At 50.0% G+C, this 21,094-nt stretch carries 20 protein-coding genes; 16 read left to right on the top strand and 4 right to left on the bottom strand.

Annotated elements, in window-relative coordinates; translation table 11 throughout:
• Positions 1 to 65 precede the first annotated feature (65 nt).
• Together AC3WRW_RS08155 and AC3WRW_RS08150 are read left to right on the top strand one after the other, a co-directional pair.
• Positions 66 to 1,139 (top strand): anthranilate phosphoribosyltransferase, encoded by a 1,074-nt coding sequence (locus AC3WRW_RS08155; RefSeq protein ID WP_492545840.1) that lies wholly within the window; start codon positions 66 to 68, stop codon positions 1,137 to 1,139.
• 189 nt (positions 1,140 to 1,328) lie between these two features.
• Entirely contained in the window at positions 1,329 to 2,159 is an 831-nt protein-coding gene (locus AC3WRW_RS08150; RefSeq protein ID WP_492545839.1) for a C40 family peptidase, read from the top strand.
• A 344-nt stretch (positions 2,160 to 2,503) separates the two neighbouring features.
• Here AC3WRW_RS08150 and AC3WRW_RS08145 read toward each other — a convergent pair whose 3' ends face one another.
• A complete protein-coding gene (locus tag AC3WRW_RS08145; protein WP_492545838.1) occupies positions 2,504 to 2,998 on the bottom strand; it encodes an NUDIX hydrolase in 495 nt (164 codons plus the stop codon).
• Positions 2,999 to 3,176: 178 nt separating this feature from the next.
• Here AC3WRW_RS08145 and AC3WRW_RS08140 point away from each other — a divergent pair, with 178 nt between their 5' ends.
• From AC3WRW_RS08140 to AC3WRW_RS08120, 5 genes are all read left to right on the top strand, one after another.
• Positions 3,177 to 3,662: an ACT domain-containing protein gene (locus AC3WRW_RS08140; RefSeq protein ID WP_312875747.1), complete on the top strand. Its 486-nt coding sequence runs from the start codon at positions 3,177 to 3,179 to the stop codon at positions 3,660 to 3,662.
• 30 nt (positions 3,663 to 3,692) lie between these two features.
• Entirely contained in the window at positions 3,693 to 4,979 is a 1,287-nt protein-coding gene (locus AC3WRW_RS08135; protein ID WP_492545837.1) for a homoserine dehydrogenase, read from the top strand.
• Between the two features lie 27 nt (positions 4,980 to 5,006).
• On the top strand, positions 5,007 to 5,984 hold the full coding sequence (gene thrB / locus AC3WRW_RS08130) for a homoserine kinase (RefSeq protein WP_492545836.1): 978 nt from the start codon (positions 5,007 to 5,009) through the stop codon (positions 5,982 to 5,984).
• Complete coding sequence (gene pheA, locus AC3WRW_RS08125) at positions 5,981 to 6,844, top strand: prephenate dehydratase (protein WP_492545835.1); 864 nt, start codon at positions 5,981 to 5,983, stop codon at positions 6,842 to 6,844. The genes thrB and pheA overlap by 4 nt, the downstream gene beginning before the upstream one ends.
• Before the next feature lie 188 nt (positions 6,845 to 7,032).
• Positions 7,033 to 8,391 (top strand): LysM peptidoglycan-binding domain-containing protein, encoded by a 1,359-nt coding sequence (locus AC3WRW_RS08120; RefSeq protein ID WP_492545834.1) that lies wholly within the window; start codon positions 7,033 to 7,035, stop codon positions 8,389 to 8,391.
• A gap of 71 nt (positions 8,392 to 8,462) precedes the next feature.
• Here AC3WRW_RS08120 and sigW read toward each other — a convergent pair whose 3' ends face one another.
• Positions 8,463 to 9,074 carry an RNA polymerase sigma factor SigW gene (sigW, locus tag AC3WRW_RS08115; protein WP_492545833.1) on the bottom strand — a complete coding sequence of 204 codons (612 nt, stop codon included), beginning with the start codon at positions 9,072 to 9,074 and terminating at the stop codon, positions 8,463 to 8,465.
• 516 nt (positions 9,075 to 9,590) lie between these two features.
• On the opposite strand from sigW, the gene AC3WRW_RS08110 reads away from it, so the two are divergent.
• The 8 genes from AC3WRW_RS08110 to yajC all read left to right on the top strand — a co-directional run bounded on the left by AC3WRW_RS08110 (position 9,591) and on the right by yajC (position 18,277).
• Entirely contained in the window at positions 9,591 to 10,256 is a 666-nt protein-coding gene (locus AC3WRW_RS08110) for a BofC C-terminal domain-containing protein (RefSeq protein ID WP_492545832.1), read from the top strand.
• 117 nt (positions 10,257 to 10,373) lie between these two features.
• Positions 10,374 to 10,877, top strand: a complete 504-nt coding sequence (gene ruvC / locus AC3WRW_RS08105) for a crossover junction endodeoxyribonuclease RuvC (RefSeq protein ID WP_171686900.1) — start codon at positions 10,374 to 10,376, stop codon at positions 10,875 to 10,877.
• Complete coding sequence (ruvA, locus tag AC3WRW_RS08100; RefSeq protein WP_492545831.1) at positions 10,874 to 11,506, top strand: Holliday junction branch migration protein RuvA; 633 nt, start codon at positions 10,874 to 10,876, stop codon at positions 11,504 to 11,506. Before ruvC ends, ruvA begins: the two co-directional genes overlap by 4 nt.
• A gap of 10 nt (positions 11,507 to 11,516) precedes the next feature.
• On the top strand, positions 11,517 to 12,527 hold the full coding sequence (ruvB, locus tag AC3WRW_RS08095) for a Holliday junction branch migration DNA helicase RuvB (RefSeq protein ID WP_167069207.1): 1,011 nt from the start codon (positions 11,517 to 11,519) through the stop codon (positions 12,525 to 12,527).
• Between the two features lie 929 nt (positions 12,528 to 13,456).
• Positions 13,457 to 15,667: a SpoIID/LytB domain-containing protein gene (locus AC3WRW_RS08090; RefSeq protein WP_492545830.1), complete on the top strand. Its 2,211-nt coding sequence runs from the start codon at positions 13,457 to 13,459 to the stop codon at positions 15,665 to 15,667.
• 10 nt (positions 15,668 to 15,677) lie between these two features.
• Positions 15,678 to 16,763 (top strand): tRNA preQ1(34) S-adenosylmethionine ribosyltransferase-isomerase QueA, encoded by a 1,086-nt coding sequence (queA, locus tag AC3WRW_RS08085; protein ID WP_492545829.1) that lies wholly within the window; start codon positions 15,678 to 15,680, stop codon positions 16,761 to 16,763.
• A 44-nt stretch (positions 16,764 to 16,807) separates the two neighbouring features.
• Positions 16,808 to 17,947 (top strand): tRNA guanosine(34) transglycosylase Tgt, encoded by a 1,140-nt coding sequence (gene tgt, locus AC3WRW_RS08080; RefSeq protein WP_492545828.1) that lies wholly within the window; start codon positions 16,808 to 16,810, stop codon positions 17,945 to 17,947.
• A gap of 15 nt (positions 17,948 to 17,962) precedes the next feature.
• A complete protein-coding gene (yajC, locus tag AC3WRW_RS08075) occupies positions 17,963 to 18,277 on the top strand; it encodes a preprotein translocase subunit YajC (protein ID WP_492545827.1) in 315 nt (104 codons plus the stop codon).
• A 47-nt stretch (positions 18,278 to 18,324) separates the two neighbouring features.
• On the opposite strand, the gene AC3WRW_RS08070 is transcribed toward yajC, so the two are convergent.
• Both AC3WRW_RS08070 and AC3WRW_RS08065 read right to left on the bottom strand, forming a co-directional pair.
• The gene (locus AC3WRW_RS08070) at positions 18,325 to 19,164 is read right to left on the bottom strand and encodes a phosphatase PAP2 family protein (RefSeq protein ID WP_492545826.1); all 840 of its coding nucleotides are present in this window, start codon (positions 19,162 to 19,164) and stop codon (positions 18,325 to 18,327) included.
• A 94-nt stretch (positions 19,165 to 19,258) separates the two neighbouring features.
• Entirely contained in the window at positions 19,259 to 19,639 is a 381-nt protein-coding gene (locus tag AC3WRW_RS08065; RefSeq protein ID WP_246294542.1) for a TIGR04086 family membrane protein, read from the bottom strand.
• A gap of 109 nt (positions 19,640 to 19,748) precedes the next feature.
• Between AC3WRW_RS08065 and AC3WRW_RS08060 the strand changes: the two genes are divergently transcribed.
• Positions 19,749 to 21,089 (top strand): ArsB/NhaD family transporter, encoded by a 1,341-nt coding sequence (locus tag AC3WRW_RS08060; protein WP_492545825.1) that lies wholly within the window; start codon positions 19,749 to 19,751, stop codon positions 21,087 to 21,089.
• Positions 21,090 to 21,094: the final 5 nt, after the last annotated feature.

Here is a 21,094-nt window from a genome sequence, read left to right as displayed (position 1 = left end):
TTTGTGTTATAAATAATGACATAATGGTGGCGGCTCGCTAATCCATAAGGGAAGGGGGAGAAACGATGAAAAGATGGATTCAAGCTCTAGGGTCGGGTCAGCAGGGAACAACGCGCGATTTATCCTACGAAGAAGCCGTTGAAGCAGCGCATGAGATGGCGAGAGGGGACTCCACAGACGCGCAATGTGCGGCTTTCTTAATGGCGCTTTGCATGAAGGGAGAAGCGGAAGATGAGCTGAGGGCGTTTATTGATGTTTTTCGCAGCTATTCTTTGCATTATCATCCTTTTGCAGATTCGCTCAATTGTGCGGGTCCATCGGAAGGGCGCCAATTTTTTCCCGTCACATTGCCGGTTAGTCTGCTGCTCGCTTCAGTGGGTTTCTCCCAAGTGCTGCACGGAGGAGACTCGATCCCTTCACGACGGGGCACAGCCATGCAAGAAATTTTGGAAAGCTTCGGCGTCGCCGTGGATCTGGCACCAAAAGCGTGGGAAACGATGCTGTTTCATCTCCACATTGGATTTCTGCAAACCGATCAGCTTTGTCAGCCGCTTGGGAAGTTGAAGCAGGTTCGTGAGCAAATAGGACTGCGTACGGTCCTCAACGTGATAGAGAAAGTGATGAATCCCGTGCAGTCCATGAATATGATTATTGGCGTCAGTCAGCAGAAAACGATGGAGTCGCTGATCCCGATTTCCATGAGATCCGGCTTGCAAAATGTATATCTCGTGAACGGAATAGAAGGTTCCGGGGATTTGCCCATCTACCAGAACAGCACGATTCGGATCGTTACGCCATGGGGGGACGAGGCGCGAGTGGTGGAACCGCAGAAGTTCGGTTTCCGGAGCGGACCGCTGCAGCCAATGGATAAAGTTGATCAGCTGTCGATGCTGCGCCGGATTATTGGCGGGGAGAATTCCGATGAGGTGAAGCGGGAGCGCGATCATGTCATTTTTAATGCGGGGCTCAGATTGACGTGGTTCGATAAAGTTGGCAGCTATGAGGAAGGCTTTCAACTAGCGGAATCGTTGCTGCAAAGGAAAGAGGCGCAGAAAGTGATGCAAAAATGGGTGGATCAAAGCCACCGTTTCACACTTAAAGATTATCCTCGCACGGATAACTCAGAGAAAATCGGATGAAAGACCGTCCTGCATGCTGTTGATTCGGCTAAGGAGGTCTTTTTTTCGAGCCTACCCCCTGAAACAATCCTGGGCTTGCGAATCACTATGAAAGGCAGCCCTTTCGATGCCGGATAGCTTGGCATTTGCAAGATCGCGAAAGTCGCTAGCTACAATGTGAATAAGCAAAACGCTAAGGAGGCACACATCATGAAAAAACAATTACTCACCCTAGCGCTAGTTCCAGCACTTGTTTTCGGCGCAATTACCGTCCCAATGCCCAAAGAAGCATCAGCCGCAACAGCGACCGGTCAAATCGTGAGCTCCGTCAGTTTACGCCAAGGCGCAGACACGAATGCAGCACGTATCCGTTACCTGAAGGCTGGCGAGAAAGTAACCATTATATCCAAAGTGAACAATTGGTGGTACAAAGTAAAAGCATCCGATGGTAAGGAAGGTTACATCAGCACGAGTTCGAAATACATTACAACGTCTGGCGTGACAACGCCGGAAGGTTCTAATTCCAATAATAACAGTAACAGTGGTTCCAACAGCGGCTCCAATAGCGGCTCCAGCAGCGGCTCCAGCAGCGGAACAGTCAGTGAGAAAGTACAAAAAGTGATTGCTGCAGGCAAAAAATATTTAGGTACGCCCTATGAATACGGCTCCAGCCGGGATAATACCAATACGTTTGATTGCTCGGATTTCGTTCGCCAGGCATTCTTGGACGGCATTGGCTTGAAGCTGCCAAGCGACTCCAGAGGTCAAGGGAATTATGTAAAGTCGCTCGGGAACGCCAAAACGGATTGGCATGATCTGAAGCCCGGCGATCTCATGTTTTTCATGTCTTACAAAGGGACAAGCAAGTCGGCATACAGCGGTGTGAACAAGTCCACGCAGACAATTAACCATGTAGGTATTTATTTAGGAAACGGGCAAGTTTTGCATACATATTCCAAGGAGAGTGGCGGAGTTCGCATTGACTCCATCGAAAACCGCCACTGGGAATATCGTTTCTTATTTGGCGGCAGTGCCCTTTAAACGCAATAATGGATATAACCAATGATCAGGAAAAATGAACAAAGGAGTTAAGCGGCTTGCATCTGCTTAACTCCTTTGTTTTTTTGCGTAGATAAGAAAGTCCTAAAAAGGACGCCGAAGTCGTTAATTCTTGGTTCATGGCCGCAAATAAGGGAAAAGTTCCCTCTAGTTTGACTGTAGAAGCATGTCGGATGCATGTAACAGGAAAAACTCCCTCTGTTTGCGCTGATTTCACGAGAATTCGCTGAATCCGCCCAAAGTAACGGGAGTTTTTCCATCTATTTCCCCTGCGAGGTCCTCATTCGAACCAATTAGAGGGAGATTTCCAACTAGTTTACCTTATTCTATACTTCTTTAGGATCAACGAATGGATTCCAATGAATCGTGGGCAGACCGTTGTCCTTGTTAACGCCGGCGGAGCCGATCCAAGGGTCTGGGGCAGGTCCATTGGCTAAATAATGCTCAAGCAAACTGCGAAAAATAAAAGGAAGAGGACGTTCAAGAACAAGTTCTCTCGGAACCCAGTGCAGTTCGCCTTCGGGAGTGGTAATGCGGGGGGTGACATCGGTAGAGCCAACATAGAAAAACTGCTGTCTCACTTCTTGGCCGTTTAGTCGCAGTAAAATATACTGCAGGCGCAGTCCGTGAATTTCATCGTGTTCAATGCCGGTTTCCTCCCAGATTTCCCGCAGAACGGCGGCACGCGGATTGCTTAGCTCATCTGGCTCCAAATGGCCGCCGATGGCTGCCCATAGTCCAGGCGACAGTGTACGCGTTAAGGAGCGTTTCATCATTAGTAATTCGTCTTGGCTGTTCCATAGGAGAGCTGTAGACATCATTCGGAGTGTAATCATAGTAGCGGTCCCTTTCTTTTTCTAGTACACTCAGCTTAGCACAAGTAAACTGGCTCCTGCAAAGAAGCTAGTTTAAGAGTAATTTGCCTATTGCTTCAAACGGCATGATTCGATATAATGTCCTCTATAGATAAACAACAGTCTTTCTAGAGAGGACGGTAACATGGTGCCGGAAAGCAAAGAGTTTTTACAAACGATCAAGCACACCGGTCCTGAGAGGTACTACTTAGTCCGGGAAGATATTTTGCCGGAAGGCGTGCTGAAGACGGTGCAGGCGAAGGAGCTGCTGGCACGGGGCGAAGTGAAGACGATTCACGATGCCGTTGAACAAGTCGGGCTTAGCCGGAGCGCTTTTTACAAGTACAAGGATGGCATTCACCCGCTAAGTAAGCTGGAAAGAGAGCGTATCATCACGATTTCGATGGATTTGGAGCACCGGTCGGGGATTTTGTCCCGCGTACTGGCGCTTATAGCTAATTTGGAAGGCAATGTACTTACCATTCATCAGACGATTCCGCTGCAAGGAATGGCCAACGTCGTCATTTCTGTGGAAACCACCTCGATGGGGGAAGAGATTCGTCAAATATTGGACCGGCTTCAGTCGCAAGAGGGAGTCAAGCGTGCCATGATCATCGGTCAGGGCAGTTAAAATAGAAATCGTATTCGGGAGGCTAACGAAATGAAACCGATCAAGGTAGGATTACTCGGACTGGGCACAGTAGGAACTGGTGTTGTGCGTATTATTGAAGGGCATCAAGAGGATTTACAGCGGCAAACAGGCGCTGCCATCGAAATTTCCAAAATTTTGGTGCAAGATAAATCGAAGCTGCGCAACATTTCTGTCGATGCAGACAAGCTTACGGAGAATGTGTGGGATGTGATCAGCGATAATGACATTGATGTCGTCGTTGAAGTGATGGGCGGCGTTTCCGCTACGAAGGATCATATATTAACGGCGTTGGGCAACGGGAAACACATCGTGACAGCGAACAAGGATCTCATGGCGATGCACGGCGCTGAAATTTTGGCCAAAGCAGCGGAGCACGGCTGTGACGTTTTCTATGAAGCCAGCGTTGCTGGCGGTATTCCGATCATTCGCGCGCTCGTAGAGGGTTTCTCCTCCGACCGCATTACGAAGATCATGGGGATTGTTAACGGAACAACCAACTATATTTTGACGAAAATGAGTCAAGAAGGCGCAGCCTATGCCGATGTGCTGAAAGAAGCGCAAGCGCTTGGCTACGCAGAAGCCGATCCGACTTCTGATGTGGAAGGATTGGATGCCGCCCGCAAAATGACGATTCTTTCCACACTCGGCTTCCACGCCAATGTTGCGCTAAGCGATGTTGAAGCAAAAGGAATTTCGGGCGTATCGAAAGAGGACATTCAATACGGCAAAAAATTAGGATACGAAGTAAAGCTGCTTGGTATCGCTGAAAATCACGACGGCCATATCTCGGTCAGCGTTCAACCTACCATGGTGAAAAATTCTCACCCGCTTGCATCCGTCAATGGCGTTTTCAACGCAGTGTACGTGACCGGCGAAGCGGTAGGCGAGACGATGTTCTACGGGGCCGGCGCAGGCGAATTGCCAACGGCAACATCTGTCGTAGCCGATTTGGTTGCCGTTGTGCGCAACTTAAAGCTGGGCGTGAACGGACGCAGGGTGCTTGCGCCTTACAAAGAGAAGAAGCTGAAGACAGACGAGCAAATTGCATGCAAAAACTTCATCCTTTTGCACGTTGAAGATAAAGCGGGTGTGCTTGCGCAAATTACACAAATTTTTGCACAGCATGAGGTTAGCCTGGAGTCTGTGTTCCAGCATCCGAATAAGCATAATCCTAAGGCTGAGATTATCATCATTACGCATGACGCGAACCAAGCCAGCATGAAAAATGTGCTGAAACAGTTTGAATCCATGGACGTTATACATGCGATCAAAAGCGTGTACCGCGTTGAAGGGTAATTTATAGAAAAGAGGCGCAATTTCGAAATGAGTTATAAGGCAGTGCAAAAGGTAAGAGTGAAAGTGCCGGCAAGCACGGCAAACTTAGGTCCTGGCTTTGACTCACTGGGGATGGCCTTGAATTTATATGCCTGGATCGATATGGCCATCTCGGATCAAACCACGATTCACTTGATCGGTGATCAAATGCACGGGATTCCGACGGATAAGACGAATTTAATTTATAAAGTCGCTCAGATGGTGTTTCAAGAGGCCGGCGTATCTCACCCTGAGCTGGACATCGCGATGTACAGCGAGATTCCGCTGACCCGCGGACTGGGCAGCAGCGCGTCAGCGATCGTAGGCGCTCTTGCAGGCGCCAACGCGCTCATTGGAAACAAGCTCTCAGCGTACGAGCTGTTCCAAATCGCAAGCCGACTGGAGAAGCACCCTGACAATGTAGGGGCGAGCCTTTTCGGCGGGATTGTGGTTGCGTTCTGGGACGGCGAGAAGGCCGAATCCATTCGGATCGAGCCGGAGCCGAACTTGGAAGTGCTGGTGGCGATACCGGCCTTCCAGCTCGCTACAGAGAAGGCGAGAGGAGTCATGCCGAAGCAGGTGCCGATGAAAGATGCGGTGTTCAACCTCAGCCACTCTTCGCTGCTTGTTGCCGCGCTTAGCACAGGCAATCTTGGGATGATCCGGCATGCCATGAAGGACGCGCTGCATCAGCCGTACCGCGCTGCGCTCATTCCCGGCATGAAGACGCTCCTGGAGGAAGCGGAGAATCACGGTGCGCTTGGGGTTGCTCTCAGCGGAGCAGGGCCAACGATGCTTGCGCTTGTGGACCAGCGAAGCGGCCGTAAGGCGGAGCTGGAAGCTTTCCTGAAGGAGACGCTGGCCAAAGAAGGAATAGACGCCCAGACGCTATGGTTAAAGCCAAGCGGCGAAGGCGTCACGACGACGCTGCTTCTCCAAAGTGACGGGGACCTTCAATCATTCGTGGAGAAGGAGGTTCTTGCATGAAGAAAGTAGCGATTCTTGGCCCGAGCACGTTCTCGGAAGAAGCTACCCGCCATTTTCTAGGCGAGGATTTTACGTACGTTTCTTATAAGTTAATTTCGGAAGTGTTCAATGCGACTGCGTCGGGAGAGACGGAGCTCGGTGTGATTCCGATTGAAAACACGCTGGAAGGCTCCGTTCACCTGCATGTGGACTGGCTCGTTCACGAAGTGGATCTTCCGATTCGGGCGGAGTGGGTATTTCCCATCGATATGAATCTGATCGGCTACGCGAGCCCGGAAGGCCAGCCGGATGAATCCAATCCATACGGCCATATCCGCAAGGTGCTGTCTCATCACGTCGTACCTGCGCAGTGCAGCCGTTTTATGAAGCAGTATTTAAGCGGAGCCGAATTTGAACAAGTCAGCTCCACTGCGGAAGGCGTACGCCTTGTTGCTAACCTGCAGGACCCGTCTGTAGCGGCCATTGGAACGGCGATCGCTTCAACGAATTATGGCGTCCCTATGCTGCAGAGGGAGATACAAGATCATAAGGACAACATGACGCGCTTCTTGCTTGTCGGTGCTGAAGCTTCGGAGCTGAAGCCTTCGGCAAACATGAAGACAACGATTCTTGTCACGCTGCCTGAAGATTTCCCGGGCGCCCTTCACCAAGTGCTCTCGGCTTTCGCATGGCGGAGAATCAATCTTTCCAAAATTGAGTCCAAGCCTACCAAAAAGAAGCTGGGCACATATTATTTTTATATCGATATTGCGGGCTCCCTGGATTCCGTTTTGCTCCCGTCGGCGATTCAAGAAATTGAAGCGATCGGGTGTCAGGTCCGCATATTGGGCTGCTATCCTAGTTATACCTATACGAGTTAATTCAACTATCCTCCGGCATGTCAGCGCGGGGGATTTTTTTTGTCCGAGAGGGGCAAAAGCCCAGATACGCGCATAAGATGTAATATCATTGTGACTAAGAAGGTGGCTTAGATAGCAAGTTACTTGAGAAAACACTGTGATTCAGCTTCCGTAGCCAGTTTTTTCTAACGAAAAAAGGAGGTAAAGTGTTGAAAATCCATATCGTTAAAAAGGGAGACACTCTGTACGAACTTGCAAAAAGATACCAGATCACATTGGATCAGCTCATTGCATTCAATCAGCAAATTGCTGATCCGAATCGATTGGATATCGGCATGAAGGTGAAAATACCTTCCAAACCGAAACCGGTCGAGCCGCCTGCGAACGAGATTGTGTATAAGCACATTGTTCAGCAGGGAGACAGCTTATGGAAACTTGGCAAAGCTTGGGATGTGCCGCTTCCGGCCATGATTGCGGCCAATCCGCAGCTGAAGAATCCCAATGTACTTATGACGGGGGAAGTCGTATATGTTCCCAAATTAAATCTGGAAGGCGAAGTCATGCAGCAGCCATCGCCGTCCAAACCGTCGACAATGCCTTTCGATCATATGCCGGAGGGTCAGCCTGTCGAACCGATCGAGGCCAATCAGCCTGCGCCAGAGATGGTCCCGGAGGCAGCGCCGCCAATGATGCCATCTGCGCAGGAGACCATCCCGGAAGCTGCGCCGCAAGCGCCAAGTATACCTGCTCCTGCGCCTAAGCAGCCTGAAGTTCCATTGACTTCGATGCCGGAAGTGCCTGAGGCGGAGCCAGGGGTTATTTCGCTGCAAGAACCGTATGAGCAGCCGGCCGTTCATCCGTTCAAGCAGTTCCATATTGCGGCGACAGAAGTTTTTGCTTACCCGAGTTCGGAGAAGCATGAGGCGGAGGCTTATCCGGCATTTGCGCCGTATCCGCCTCAACAGCCTTGGGAACAAGCTCCTCTCAGCGCGAAGATGAGCTCAGTGCCGGTGAGCAGCGAGGGCTGTGGCTGCGGAGGACCGTCGATGATGGAACAACCGTGGACGGAGCAACCATGGACGGAACAACCGTGGATGGCCGCTCCGGAAGGGTTTCCATCCGGCTTAGCAGCAAGTCCATGGGATAGCCATCACCACGGTGTCCACCACGGCTTCCACGAAGGCTATCACCACGGCATGCCTGCTATTCCTAGCGCATACGCGCCGGAATTTTCTCATGACATGGGGCAGGCGATGCATAATCCGTTTGCCTTTCATCCTGGCCCGTATGGCATTCCCTATGCGGGAGATCACTATCAGGCCCCATACGAGTCGCCGATGATGCCGCAAGTGCATACTCACCAGCTTGCCGAAGAGACCGATAAAGAAGAAGTTGTTGAAATTGACATTCGCAGCCATAAGCCGTCGAAGTCCAAAAATGGCCGCAGCTCTTCCAAAAAAGCGAAAACGTCGGGAAATGACGCGCTCCATGCATTTTTGAAACGTCAGCAAAGAGCGTCTTTGGAGAATCAAGAAGCCAAACCGAACGTTCCTTGGATTAATTTCTGAAAATAACGAAAAAGCCTCCCGAACCACAATTAGTGGTAAAGGAGGCTTTCTTCATGAGACGGACGAAGAATCTAGGCAATCATCCCGATGGTGAAAAAGACCATGAGGCCGACGACAAAATTCATGCCCCATTTCTTGCGGAGCAATTCGCGCCCGCGGTGCAGGCGTGTTTTGACCGTTGTGATCGGTAAATTCAGCTTCGTGCTAATTTCCTGGAGCGACAGCTCTTCCAGGTAGTAGAGCGTGATGACACTTTTATATTTATCGGCCAATTTGTTGATTGAGGTATGCATATGATCTTGAATTTCGGTTTGGAGCACAGCGTTCTCGGGAGACTGATCCTGACTTGCCAGCTTGCTGTAGTAGCTGTAATCGTCGTCATGATCGTTCAGCTCGGCATCTAAGGATTGAACGGGCCGTTTTTTGCGCAGCAAATCAATGGCGACATTTTTGCCGATCCGATAAATCCAGGTAGAGAAATTTTGGCTCTCATCGTAGTGATTCAGGTTTAAATAAACGCGGATAAATGTCTCCTGAACGATATCCTCCGAATCGGGCCTGTTGTGAAGCATACGGAAAGCAAGCTTTTGTATTTTGTTACGGTATAACTCGACTAATTCGACAAAAGCGTTGCGGTCGCCTCGTCTGGATAATTGAATTAATTGAAGTTCTGCGACATTCATGGTGTTTCCCCTCCTTAGAGTTTTCGTAAGAAAACTGACTTCGAAAAGATTAGGCTTTACCGTTTGCGTTAGAAAATCGGCGGGCAGCCTGTTTCAAATATATATCGTTTTCCGTGAATAAGTATGAGAATATTTCATCTACTTCTGACTATATCATTTCTGCGGCAACAGTCAAATTATATAGCTATTTTATACTTAGTTTATTCCCATTTGTTACCGGATTTATGGAGGTTTGGTTACTTTTTGGGTTATTGGAAGGTTGGGAGGCAGATGTTGAGCGCGGAGTGGACACGCCGTTTTCGATTTTGGTGACTTCGTTCCAAATGGCAACGGCTCCCCACAATAGGACAGCTCCGATAATCAGGAGCGTTGTACGCTTAATCCGTCTTTTACCTTTCATGATAGAGCTTCACCGTCCGTCGTGATTGGTTTGATGCTTCTCTCTATGGTAAATGATGTATAGCGTCACATGCAAATGGTAACAATACGGAAAAAAGAGAATAGAAGGGGATTTCAGTGAATGTACAACGTTTTTTGAAACATTGGAAAAGAAGGCTGCGGTGGAAACGCAGTTGGTTGACATTAGGGACGATCTTCCTTGTAGCTGCCGCAGGTTCCATATTATATGCGGTGAATCGTTTGCCGGGTGCGGGCGATCCTCCGTCGCAAGCTGTCATTGCAGCGCTGTCGCCGGAAGACGATCAACGTCTGAAGGAAGCTGAAGCGACAATCAAACGGATAACAGATAGCAGAGAGAGCTACTTGCTTAAGTCTTACGTATGCGGGGAGGAACGGAGTACGCTCGGCCTGCAAACCTCCGATCAACTGCTGACTATGCAGGTAAAACATCCGAACTGGATACTCAGCGTTAGTCCTAATGGAGATGTCACATTTACCGAAAACATCGAGGATTTGTCTCCGGCTTGCAAGGAGAAAGCGGTGTTCGGCATTGACGGCAGCAGCAATCTTTCGTTGTTTAACGGTACTCCCGCGAAGGATAACGTGATACGGACGTTTTTTCAATTAAATATTAAGTACTTGGAAAGCAGCTTGCCGCTTGACGCGGTGCAAAAGCTGCGCGAGGGCATCCGCATCTCCGATATGGAGGAGTATAATAGCGTATTATCAACATTCAGCGATTATGCCGTTGAAGAGACGGAAAAAGCGATGACAACGCCATAATGAAACAAAAGATGAGGTAGATGAGGGAGATTCCCGAGTCTATCTCTTTTTTTTGTTATCTGCTATAATGGGAAATGACTACATATGTTCGCTTTTTTTAGATGGGAGAGAAATGCTGTGCGTATTCTGGGGATCGATCCGGGGATCGCGATTGTAGGTTTCGGCTTTATTGATAAGATTGGCAGTAAGCTCGTTCCTGTGCAATATGGTTCCATTCAGACAAAGGCACATACGGATCCAGGTCTAAGACTGAAGGATGTCTACGACGCTACAACGCAATTGATAGAAAAGTATAAACCGGACGCGATGTCCATAGAGAAGCTCTTTTTCAACCGCAACGTAACGACGGCTTTTACTGTTGGGCAAGCGCGTGGGGTTATGATTCTGGCCGGTGTTCAGGCAGGTCTGCCGATCGCGGAGTACACGCCGCTGCAAGTGAAACAGTCGGTTGTCGGCTATGGGAATGCAGAGAAGCACCAAGTCCAGGAAATGGTCAAAATTTTACTCAAACTGTCGCAGGTGCCTAAGCCTGATGATGTAGCGGATGCTCTTGCGATTGCTATTTGTCATGCGCATTCTTCTGCTTTGCAATCCAGAATAAATGAGGTCAGGAAAAGATGATAGATTTCTTACGAGGAAAAGTTGCGCTCCGCGAAAGCGAATATGCGGTACTGGATGTGAACGGCGTAGGCTATCGTGTATTTTGCCCTAATCCTTACGCGCTTTCGCATAAGGAAAACGAGGAAGTTACCATGTTCATCCATTATCATGTGCGCGAAGACGCTCATTTGCTATTCGGATTCATCTCACGCGATGAGCAGGCCTTATTCCGTTTGCTGCTGGATGTGACGGGAATTGGGCCGAAGGTTGCGCTCGGCATTCTTGCGGCCGGAGGCAGGCCTGAGGCGGTCATTTTGGCAATTAGCCAGGAAAACCTGGCTTTCTTGACCAAGCTGCCAGGCATTGGCAAGAAGACGGCGCAGCGGATTATACTGGACCTCAAGGACAAGTTAGGTTCCGTGACGTTCACAAGTCCTGAAGCCGCAGTAGCTCTAAGCGTGGTTGGCTCAGCTCAGATTACGGAAGGCGGTCAAGTCTGGACGGAAGCCAAGGAAGCGCTGATGACGCTCGGTTACACGGAAGCGGAAACGGACCGCGCATGGCTGCAAGTGAAAGCAAAAGCGAACCCGTCGGATTCCGTAGATGTATTGATGAAGCTTGCGCTGCAAGCTTTGTATACGATGAGTTAGGAGGATCACCATGGATAATGACCGGATTATATCGGCTAATTTGATGATGGAGGACAGTGCCATAGAGTACAGTCTGCGTCCCCGTTATTTGGCTGAATATATCGGCCAGAAGCAGGCTAAGGAGAACCTCAAGATTTATATTGAAGCAGCGAAGATGCGCAAGGAAGCGCTGGATCACGTGCTGCTTTACGGACCGCCAGGGCTGGGGAAGACGACCCTGTCCAACATCATCGCCAACGAGCTTGGCGTGAACATTAGAACGACCTCCGGCCCCGCCATCGAGCGGCCGGGCGATTTGGCTGCCATCCTGACGAATTTGCAGGAAGGCGACGTGCTGTTCATCGACGAAATCCACCGCCTCCACCGTACGGTGGAAGAGGTGCTGTATCCGGCGATGGAGGATTTTGCCCTTGATATTATTATCGGCAAGGGGCCGAGCGCGCGCTCGGTGCGGCTGGACTTGCCTGCGTTTACACTGATTGGCGCGACGACGCGCGTAGGTTTGTTGTCTGCGCCGCTGCGCGACCGTTTCGGAGTCGTCAGCCGGCTGGAGTTTTATACGGTGGAGGAGCTCACCTACATCGTCTCCCGGACGGCTGACATCCTGCAGGTCGGCATCGTCGGCGAAGCTGCGCGCGAGATCGGCATGCGCTCGCGCGGAACGCCGCGTATCGCGAACCGCTTGCTGAAGCGGGTGCGCGATTTCGCGCAGGTGAAGGGCGATGGCATCATCACGCTGGACATCGCTAAAGAGGCGCTGAAGCGCATCCAGATCGATGACCTGGGTCTGGACGAAATCGACCATAAGATGCTGAGAGCGATCATTCAGAGCTTCCAGGGCGGTCCTGTCGGCCTGGAGACGATCGCCGCCACCATCGGCGAAGAGAGTCAGACGATCGAGGACGTCTACGAGCCTTATTTGCTGCAAATTGGGTTTTTGCAGCGTACTCCGAGAGGGCGGACCGTTACGCCGCAAGCGTATCATCACCTTGGTTTGCCGGTGCCGGAACAACGGTCATAAAGATCACGAAGAAGGGGCCGATTGGCTCCTTTTTTTCGGTTTTGGCCAAGAGAGCTTGGCGATGCGGTTGGAGGCGGTGGGGCGGAATATGGGGAGTCGGCGAATTGTCGAAGCGCTATGGAGTGAGAGCATCGGGCTAGCTGGGTGGGGGAGGTAGAACTCCGCTCGTGAATTCCAGCTCGTGAACTCCCACTCGTGGAACTCTGCTTGTAGAGCGGCCCGTTGAACTCCGCTCGTAGACCCCAGCTCTTACAACTCCGCCACCTGCCACCCTTGCTCTGAACCTCCCCCCAAAAGGGAACTGCAGTCCACTATTCAGCTGGAAATCGGCATTTTGGCGGATGAAGGGGAACTACAGGGCTCTATTTTGCCTTTTTGGCCGAAATGTTGGGCTAGGCAGGCGAATAAGGCCCTGTAGTTCCCACTAAAATGAGCAGCTGGGCGTTTTCGGCGAAATAGAGGCTCTCAGTTCCCTTAAGGCTAGACCGAAGGCGTTCCGAGTATTCCTTATGGGCGAGCCCGCTGAACCCCGCTCGTAGACACTAGCTCATACAATTCCGCCACCTGCCCCTCTCGCTTTGGCCCCCAAAGAGAACTACAGTCCGCTATCAGCTGGAAATCGGAATCTCGACAAATGAAGGAGAACTACAGGGCACTATTTTGCCGTTTTTGGCCGAAATGTTGGGCTAGGCAGGCGAATAAAGCCCTGTAGTTCCCACTAAAATGAGCATCTCGCCTTTTTCGGCGAAATAGAGGCTCTCAGTTCCCTTAAGGCTAGTCCGCTGGCGCCCCGCCGAGTGCTCCTTATGCGCATGGTACCGGTATTTTTGCGCTCCGGCTTTTTTTTATTATTCTACGAAACAAAACTTCTGCCGCTTGCTAGAGTCTAACTTAGTAGAATGCTGCAAAAGGAAAGGAATTATTGTCGAATGAAACGAAGAAAAAAGGAGCTAGCTATTAAGACCCTCGCGATAATTACGACGGCTGCTTTGACTTTTGGAACCTTTCAGGTGCAGGGCGTCCCAGTTACAGCCTATGCTGCGGGAATAAAACATCTGGATGAAGTGCGCGTTGCCCTATTCATAGATTCAACCAAATATAAATTGATAGAACCATTTACCACGTTTAGTTCGACCGGCGGAATGGACATCAGCGTGCGCAGTGCCGCCGGAGCGGCCGATCAGCTGTGGCTTTCCGTTCCGGATCCTGTTATCCGCGTATCGCTGGATCAATATAGTGTTATGATGCTGGAAACGACGGACTTTGCTGCAGCTAAGGGACTGTATGCCAAGCTTGCCACGATGTCGGCCGATGGCTATGTGCTAAGCCGGGTGAAGCAAGGAAAAACTGTGTACCAGGTGTTTTACGGCAGCTTCCCAACCAAGGAAGCGGCTGACAGCGCTGCCACTCAGGCGCTTAGAGACGCAGCGGTCGCTGCGTTCACCAAACAGGTTCCGCCGGTAGTAACCGGTCCGCTTCGCTTAAGTGCAGGCACGTACGCCACGGAGGAGGCTGCTTTGCAGCAAGCGGCTGTTTATGCCGGTGCAGGCATCCAGGCAGATTTGGCCTTGCAAGAAGATGCGGCAGGGAAGCCGCCTGTCTTCAGCGTATGGGTAGGCAATGAAGCGACTCCCGCCCAATTGGAGTCTGTGAAGCAGGCGGCTTTGCAAGCGGCGCCAAGCATCCCTTTGCAAGCTGCCAACACCAAGGCAGCTTATCTCATTCGAAGATCGGATGTAACGGCGTCTGCGAACGGAACCGCATCGGTTCCCCATTACGCAGCAGGGACCGGTCAGCAAAAAACCGTGGTTCATCCGAAAATGGAGGGCATTGCAGTTAAAGAAAAAGCGGACCGCAAATACCGTGGCGACATGGAAGTCAGTACATATCAGAATAAATTAGCATTGGTGAATGAAGTGCCGATGGAATCCTACTTATATGGCGTTTTAGGCGCAGAGCTCGGCTCCGCGTGGCCTGCGGAAGCTTTGAAAGCGCAAGCCGTCGCTGCCCGGACATTTGCTATCAAGCAGGGAAATAAATATGAAATCGCACAAGTGACGGATACAACGTTGGATCAAGCTTATTACGGTATGCAAAAAGAGTTTGCGGCAGGCATTCAAGCGGTTGATGCCACGAAGGATGAAGTCATTTCGGATAAAAGCGGATTGATTTCTCCTGTGTTCTCATCCAATTCAGGAGGCATGACGGCAGACCCGTCAGAGGTTTGGGGAAATCCCGCAGCTTATTTGCGCAGTGTGGTCAGCCCCGATGAAGGCGCAGAAAAAGGCAAAGCGATCTGGTACCGCATTCAAATGGGGAATGGCCGAATCGGATATGTGTCGGGCGTGTATTTGAAGGATAGCGGGCAAAAGAGCAAGGACGGCGCTTCCTACTATGAGGCCACCGAACAGGGCGTTAATGTTCGTTCGGCTCCATACGTGGATAACATAGCGAATCCCTCCATTGATCAGCTTGCTGCAAAGGAAAAAGTGCTCGTTTTGGGTCAGGAAAAAGAATCCAACGCTTATTCATGGATAAGAGGCCCGTATACGGCCAGCGAGATGAAAAGTAAATTAGCGGCAGCAGGGGTAACGGTGAATGGGGAACTGACATCGCTGGAAGTATCCGGGCGCGGGCCTTCCGGAAGGGTCACAGAGCTTAAGGCGAACGGTGTTGTGGTGAAAGTACCTTATCCGGACGCCTTCCGCACGGTGCTTGGCGGATTGCCCAGCACATTGTTTGAAATTGAAGGAGCGGGAAGTTATACTGGTAATACCTCGCAAGGAACGAATCTGGCCATTGTGGGGGCAGGCAGTACCCAGACCGGCAGCGCCGGTGCCGACTCCGTCTATGTGCTGTCAGGCAATCAATCCCAACCGACAGTGTTGAAGAAGACGGATTTGACAGCGTTAGGTACTAGCGGGCTGGCTAAACCAACGGATAAGCCGGGAACCCCAACCGCACCTTCCGTCACACCAACCGCGCCATCGCAAGCCAAACAATTCGTTTTCCGGGGTACAGGCTATGGGCATGGGCTAGGGATGTCCCAATGGGGAGCAAGAGGTTTTGCTGAACAAGGCTATGATTACAAAAAAATACTTCAGACATATTATGCTGGAGTCAACATAACTAAGGAATGAATACACACACATGGATGTACAAGCATTTGACTTTGAATTGCCTGAATCGTTGATCGCCCAGACGCCGCTGCTTAACCGCACGGCGTCTAGATTGCTTACGCTCAATAAACAGACCGGAGAAATCGGTCACCAAACCTTTGAGCAGTTGATTGATTATGTGGAAGCCGGGGATTTGCTCGTGATGAATGACACACGGGTTATTCCAGCACGGCTATTTGGCGTGAAGAAGGACACGGGAGCCAAGGTCGAGCTGCTGCTCTTGAAGCAGCTGGGCGAAGATCGTTGGGAAGCTCTTGTGAAGCCTGGGAAGCGCATGCAGTTGGGGGCGGTAGCCGTTTTTGGCTTAAACCAAGACGGAGCGCAGGGTGAGGAGCCCCTTTTGACGGCAGAAGTCGTGGAAGTGGGCGACATGGGCGCGCGCGTGCTGCAATTCAGCTACAAGGGCATTTTTAATGAAATTTTGGACCGGTTAGGCGAGATGCCTCTGCCTCCTTATATTAAGGAACAACTGCCGGAGCGGGAACGCTATCAAACGGTGTATGCGAAGCACGAAGGCTCGGCCGCAGCTCCGACGGCAGGACTGCACTTCACGGAGGCTTACTTGGATAAGCTGAAGGCGAAGGGAGTGCGCCTCGCGTTCGTCACTCTGCATGTCGGACTGGGAACATTCCGTCCGGTCTCAGTAGACACCATTGAAGAGCATCAAATGCATGCCGAGTACTACGTGCTTTCGCCCGAAACAGCGGCAGCGATTAATGAAACGAAAGCGAACGGCAAGCGCGTTATCGCCGTTGGCACGACATCTGCGCGAACGCTGGAGACCGCTGCAGGTCTCAGCCGCGAACAAGCAGGCGCCGAAGCCGGAAAGTATGTAGATATCCAGCCCTCCCATGGATGGACGAGCATTTTTATTTATCCGGGATATACGTTCGGAGTCGTGGATGCGCTGTTAACGAATTTTCATTTGCCGAAGTCAACGCTCCTCATGCTGATTAGTGCGCTGGCCGGAAGGACTTATGTGATGCAGGCTTATGAAGAAGCCGTTCGGGAGCAGTATCGTTTTTTCAGCTTTGGAGACGCAATGCTTATTTACTGAAAGAGGCAAGAACTAGAGGACGCTTAGAATAGGAAGTGGATGTAATGGCAGCAGCAGTAACGTACGAACCGATTAAAACTTGCAAGCAATCCGGAGCCCGTCTGGGCCGGGTACACACACCGCATGGTGTTATTGAAACGCCGGCTTTCATGCCGGTAGGTACGCAAGCCACAGTGAAAACGATGAGCCCGGAGGAATTGAAGACGTTGGACGCTCAAATTATTTTGAGCAATACGTATCACCTTTTCATTCGTCCAGGTCATGATATTGTGAAAGCCGCTGGCGGGCTGCACAAATTTATGAACTGGGATCGCCCTATTTTAACGGATAGCGGAGGATTTCAAGTATTTAGTCTAAGCAACATGCGCAAAATCACAGAAGAAGGCGTAACGTTTAAATCTCATCTTAACGGTGACAAACTGTTCCTTTCCCCGGAAGTAGCCATGGAAATTCAGAATGCGCTTGGTTCGGATATTATGATGGCCTTTGACGAGTGCCCTCCGTTCCCTGCTGAATACGATTACGTGAAAAAATCGCTGGAACGGACGACCCGCTGGGCGGAGCGCTGCCTGAAAAGTCACAGCCGACCGGAAGACCAAGGCTTGTTCGCAATCATCCAGGGCGGCATGTACGAGGACCTGCGCAGGATGAGCGCTGAACAGTTGACTTCCATGGATTTCCCGGGGTATGCTATTGGTGGACTGAGCGTAGGCGAGCCAAAGCACTTGATGTACGAAGTACTTGACTATACAGCGCCATTGATGCCGGCTAACAAACCGCGCTATCTGATGGGCGTGGGTTCCCCTGATGCGCTAATTGAAGGCGCTATCCGCGGGATCGACATGTTCGACTGCGTACTCCCAACAAGAATCGCCCGGAATGGGACATGCATGACAAGCGAAGGACGTCTCGTCATTCGGAATGCGAAGCATGCGAAGGATTTCGGTCCGCTTGATCCCAAATGCTCTTGCTATACATGCACGAATTACAGCAGAGCTTATATTCGTCATTTAATTAAAGCGGATGAAACTTTCGGAATCAGATTGACGACAATTCATAACCTTCACTTTCTGCTACAGCTCATGCGCGATGTCAGAGCAGCCATTCAGGAAGATCGCCTGCTTGATTTCCGCGATGAATTCTTTGCTTCTTATGGGCTGAATGATAATGAAAGAGGATTTTAAGAAAGGAGGATACCTATGTTTCTATTGGCTGAAACTCAAGCTGCGAATACTGGCGCGGTAGGATATTTGTATACATACGGGCCTTTAGTGCTCATGTTTGTAGTTCTCTATTTCTTACTTATTCGTCCGCAACAAAAAAGACAGAAAACACGCAATCAAATGCTGGGGGCATTGAAAAAAGGGGATAAGGTCGTGACGATCGGCGGATTGCACGGCACGATCATGGAGATCACAGACGACATTTGCGTGCTTCGTGTCAACGATGCAACGAAAATGACTTTTGAGCGTTCTGCTATCAATGCTGTATCCCAATCGACAGCAAAGGAATAAAACGAAAAAGCGAGAACCTTCATGAGGCTCTCGCTTTTTGTTTGGCTTTATAGTTCGTTGTTTTTTAAAGATCGCTTAAGCAGCGCTTGTTCGCCAAGAATGAGTCGTCCTTCGGAAATGCGCAATCCCAGTCTGGCCGCCACGACGCCGAGGACAACGCCCGCACACATATCGGATAACCAGTGGATGCCCAAATAGAAGATGGTGAAAATGATAAAAGCGGATGAAATCGGGACGAAAATTTTCCAGAACGTATTGCGGCTCTTGACGGCAATGACAGCCATCGATACGGAGATCGACGTATGCAAGCTGGGAAAACAATTATCCAGTCCGGAAAGCGGACGGTAATCCTGCTCGAAAGTTGGGAATACGTCCAAGATCAGCAGTTTAACATTAGGATGAAACGACCAGACCTCGTTGACCGGAAAGAACAGATAGAACGGAATCGCAATCATATAGTTGAACATGAGCGCGTAACAAATAGCGTAAAATAGCTTATAATTTTTCTTATACGTATAAAGGGCAATGGAAGCGATCATGACGGCTGGAAAGACCACAACATAGAAGTAGCTGCTTATCGCCGTCAACGTGTCATTATGGAAGAAATTTTGAATCGATGCAACAAAGTTGCCTTCAATCCCATAGATGGATTTGGTAAAATCAGCTTTATAGTTAATTCTTTTCTCGACCCACATCTCAATCTTGTTAAAAAAGAGAATCGTAATGAGTGCGGCGAAGTGGAACATATACTTGCGGGATGTAAATATTTCTTGAACGAAGCTTCCGGCGATGGCGAACGGATTCTTCCGAGTGGCTGCAATCAGAAAGACAATGACAGTTATGACTATATAGACCGTTGCATGCGTCATAGACTGAAACGGGCTCATGGTGCTTTCCCCCTAATATTGGAAATTATTGCGAATATAACTATGATATTATACCACAATCTAAGGGGGATAGTGATATTTTCACGGAAACGTCTTATTTATTCGTATTTACGCCAAGTATGCCTCCAAGCGCACCTGATGCGAACAAAATGCCGAGCAATTGCAGCGAATTAAGATTCAGCCCCGCGTCAAAAGCAAGAAAGCCTACGAGAAAAATAAGGATGAAATAGACGAATCCGACGAGTCCCCCATGATACCAGCCGCGGTTTCCGGCTCTTTTGCCAGAAACCCAACCTCCGATAAAAAGCGCTGCGGCATGGATTATCGTAGTTAAAGTATGCAGGGAACTCTCTTGTGTGCTTGTCAAAAATAAGAATAATGATGTAATTATTGTCCCAATTGTCATCATGCTTAATGAGTAGGCAAGACCGGAAAATAATGGAGATGTTATTCGAACCTGACTGACCGTTTTCATGGGGTTCACAGGCACCAATCCTTTCTTATTTTCGTTCTTTTCATTAACATCATTGTATGGCCAAGCACATAGAATTAGTACAGACTGTTCACAGGAAGGGTGAATAATTATGACGGAATTTTCTCAAGGACCCGCTCTATGGCAGGCTATTGCAGCTCTTATTATTTTTATGGCAGCATATGTTTGTATATTGATCGAGAAGTGGGACCGAATGTATACGGCGCTTGGTGGAGCCGTTCTGATGCTGCTGCTGGGCATTGTTCCAATAGGAAAGGCGTTTGCTGCATACGCGAATTGGGAGATCCTTTTGTATCTCATCAGCTTATTTGTCATTGCCGGCCTTTTTCAGAAAACGGGACTTATCGCTTATTCTGCAAGTAAAATCATACGCGTGTTCCGGCTGAAGCCTTTTACGATACTGCTATGTTTGTCGCTGCTGGCTGCTGTCGTTTCGGCATTGTTGAGCAGCTTGCTGGCTATTGCTGTCATCGTTCCGCTGCTCTTTAAAACAACGAAGATGATGAAATTATCGCCGGTTCCTTTTCTGATTTCCGTTTTGTTATCCGCGAATCTAGGCGGTGCAGCGACTCCTTTGGGCAACTGGTCCAACAGGTTGATCGGCGCGGCAGAGCACATCACGACGGGAGAGATGCTGATCAAAATCGCACCGCTCGTTATCATCATGCTGGCCATCGTTTACCTCGCGATGTGGGTTCTTTATGGCAGGAAGATGATCATTCCGGAAACGTACAAGCGGGAAGTTCTCTCTCTGCAGCCAGACTCTTATTTACCCGAAAGCAGGGTCATGTTTCTTGGAGGCTGCGCCATTTCGGGATTAACGCTGCTGGCTTTTTTATTTCAGGGCATTTTGGGCTGGCATGCAGCCTATATCGCCGTTGGTGGAGCCGTAGCGCTGCTAGCGCTCAACTACAAAGATTTGGTACAGCTTGTCAAAAGAAAAGATTACCTTTCCTTCTGGAATGGCATACTCGACACGCAGGCTTTGTTTTTCTTAGGATTATTCATCATGGTGGGCGGGTTAACGTATGCAGGAATTTCGGGGTTCATCGCAGCTAGAGGGCTAGAAATCAGCCAGGGCAGCATGTCGTTCCTCTCCATTCTCTTGTTATGGCTGACAGGATTCGGATCATCCGTCGTGGATTACGTGCCTTATACCGCGGCTATGATTCCAGTGATCGAGCATGTTGGCCAGGACATGCAAAGTATTTCTCAAGTGACTGTCCAGCCTCTATGGTGGTCACTCATTGTCGGTACGGCGATTGGAAGCGGGGTTACGCTCTTTGGTTCCCTGCCCGGTATGTACGCGGCGGCACTTTCCGAGCAAGAAGGGGGAGGGCTGAATTTCCGTAATTATTTCCTGATTGCAGGGCCAATCTCCTTGGTTTTATTCCTTGCAGCCACGGTGTATTTCAAGTTATTTCTACTGTAATTGCC

Source organism: Paenibacillus sp. FW126-R14, assembly GCF_058789495.1.
Note: the sequence above shows the minus strand (reverse complement) of the source record. Positions and strands in the feature narration are given on the sequence as shown.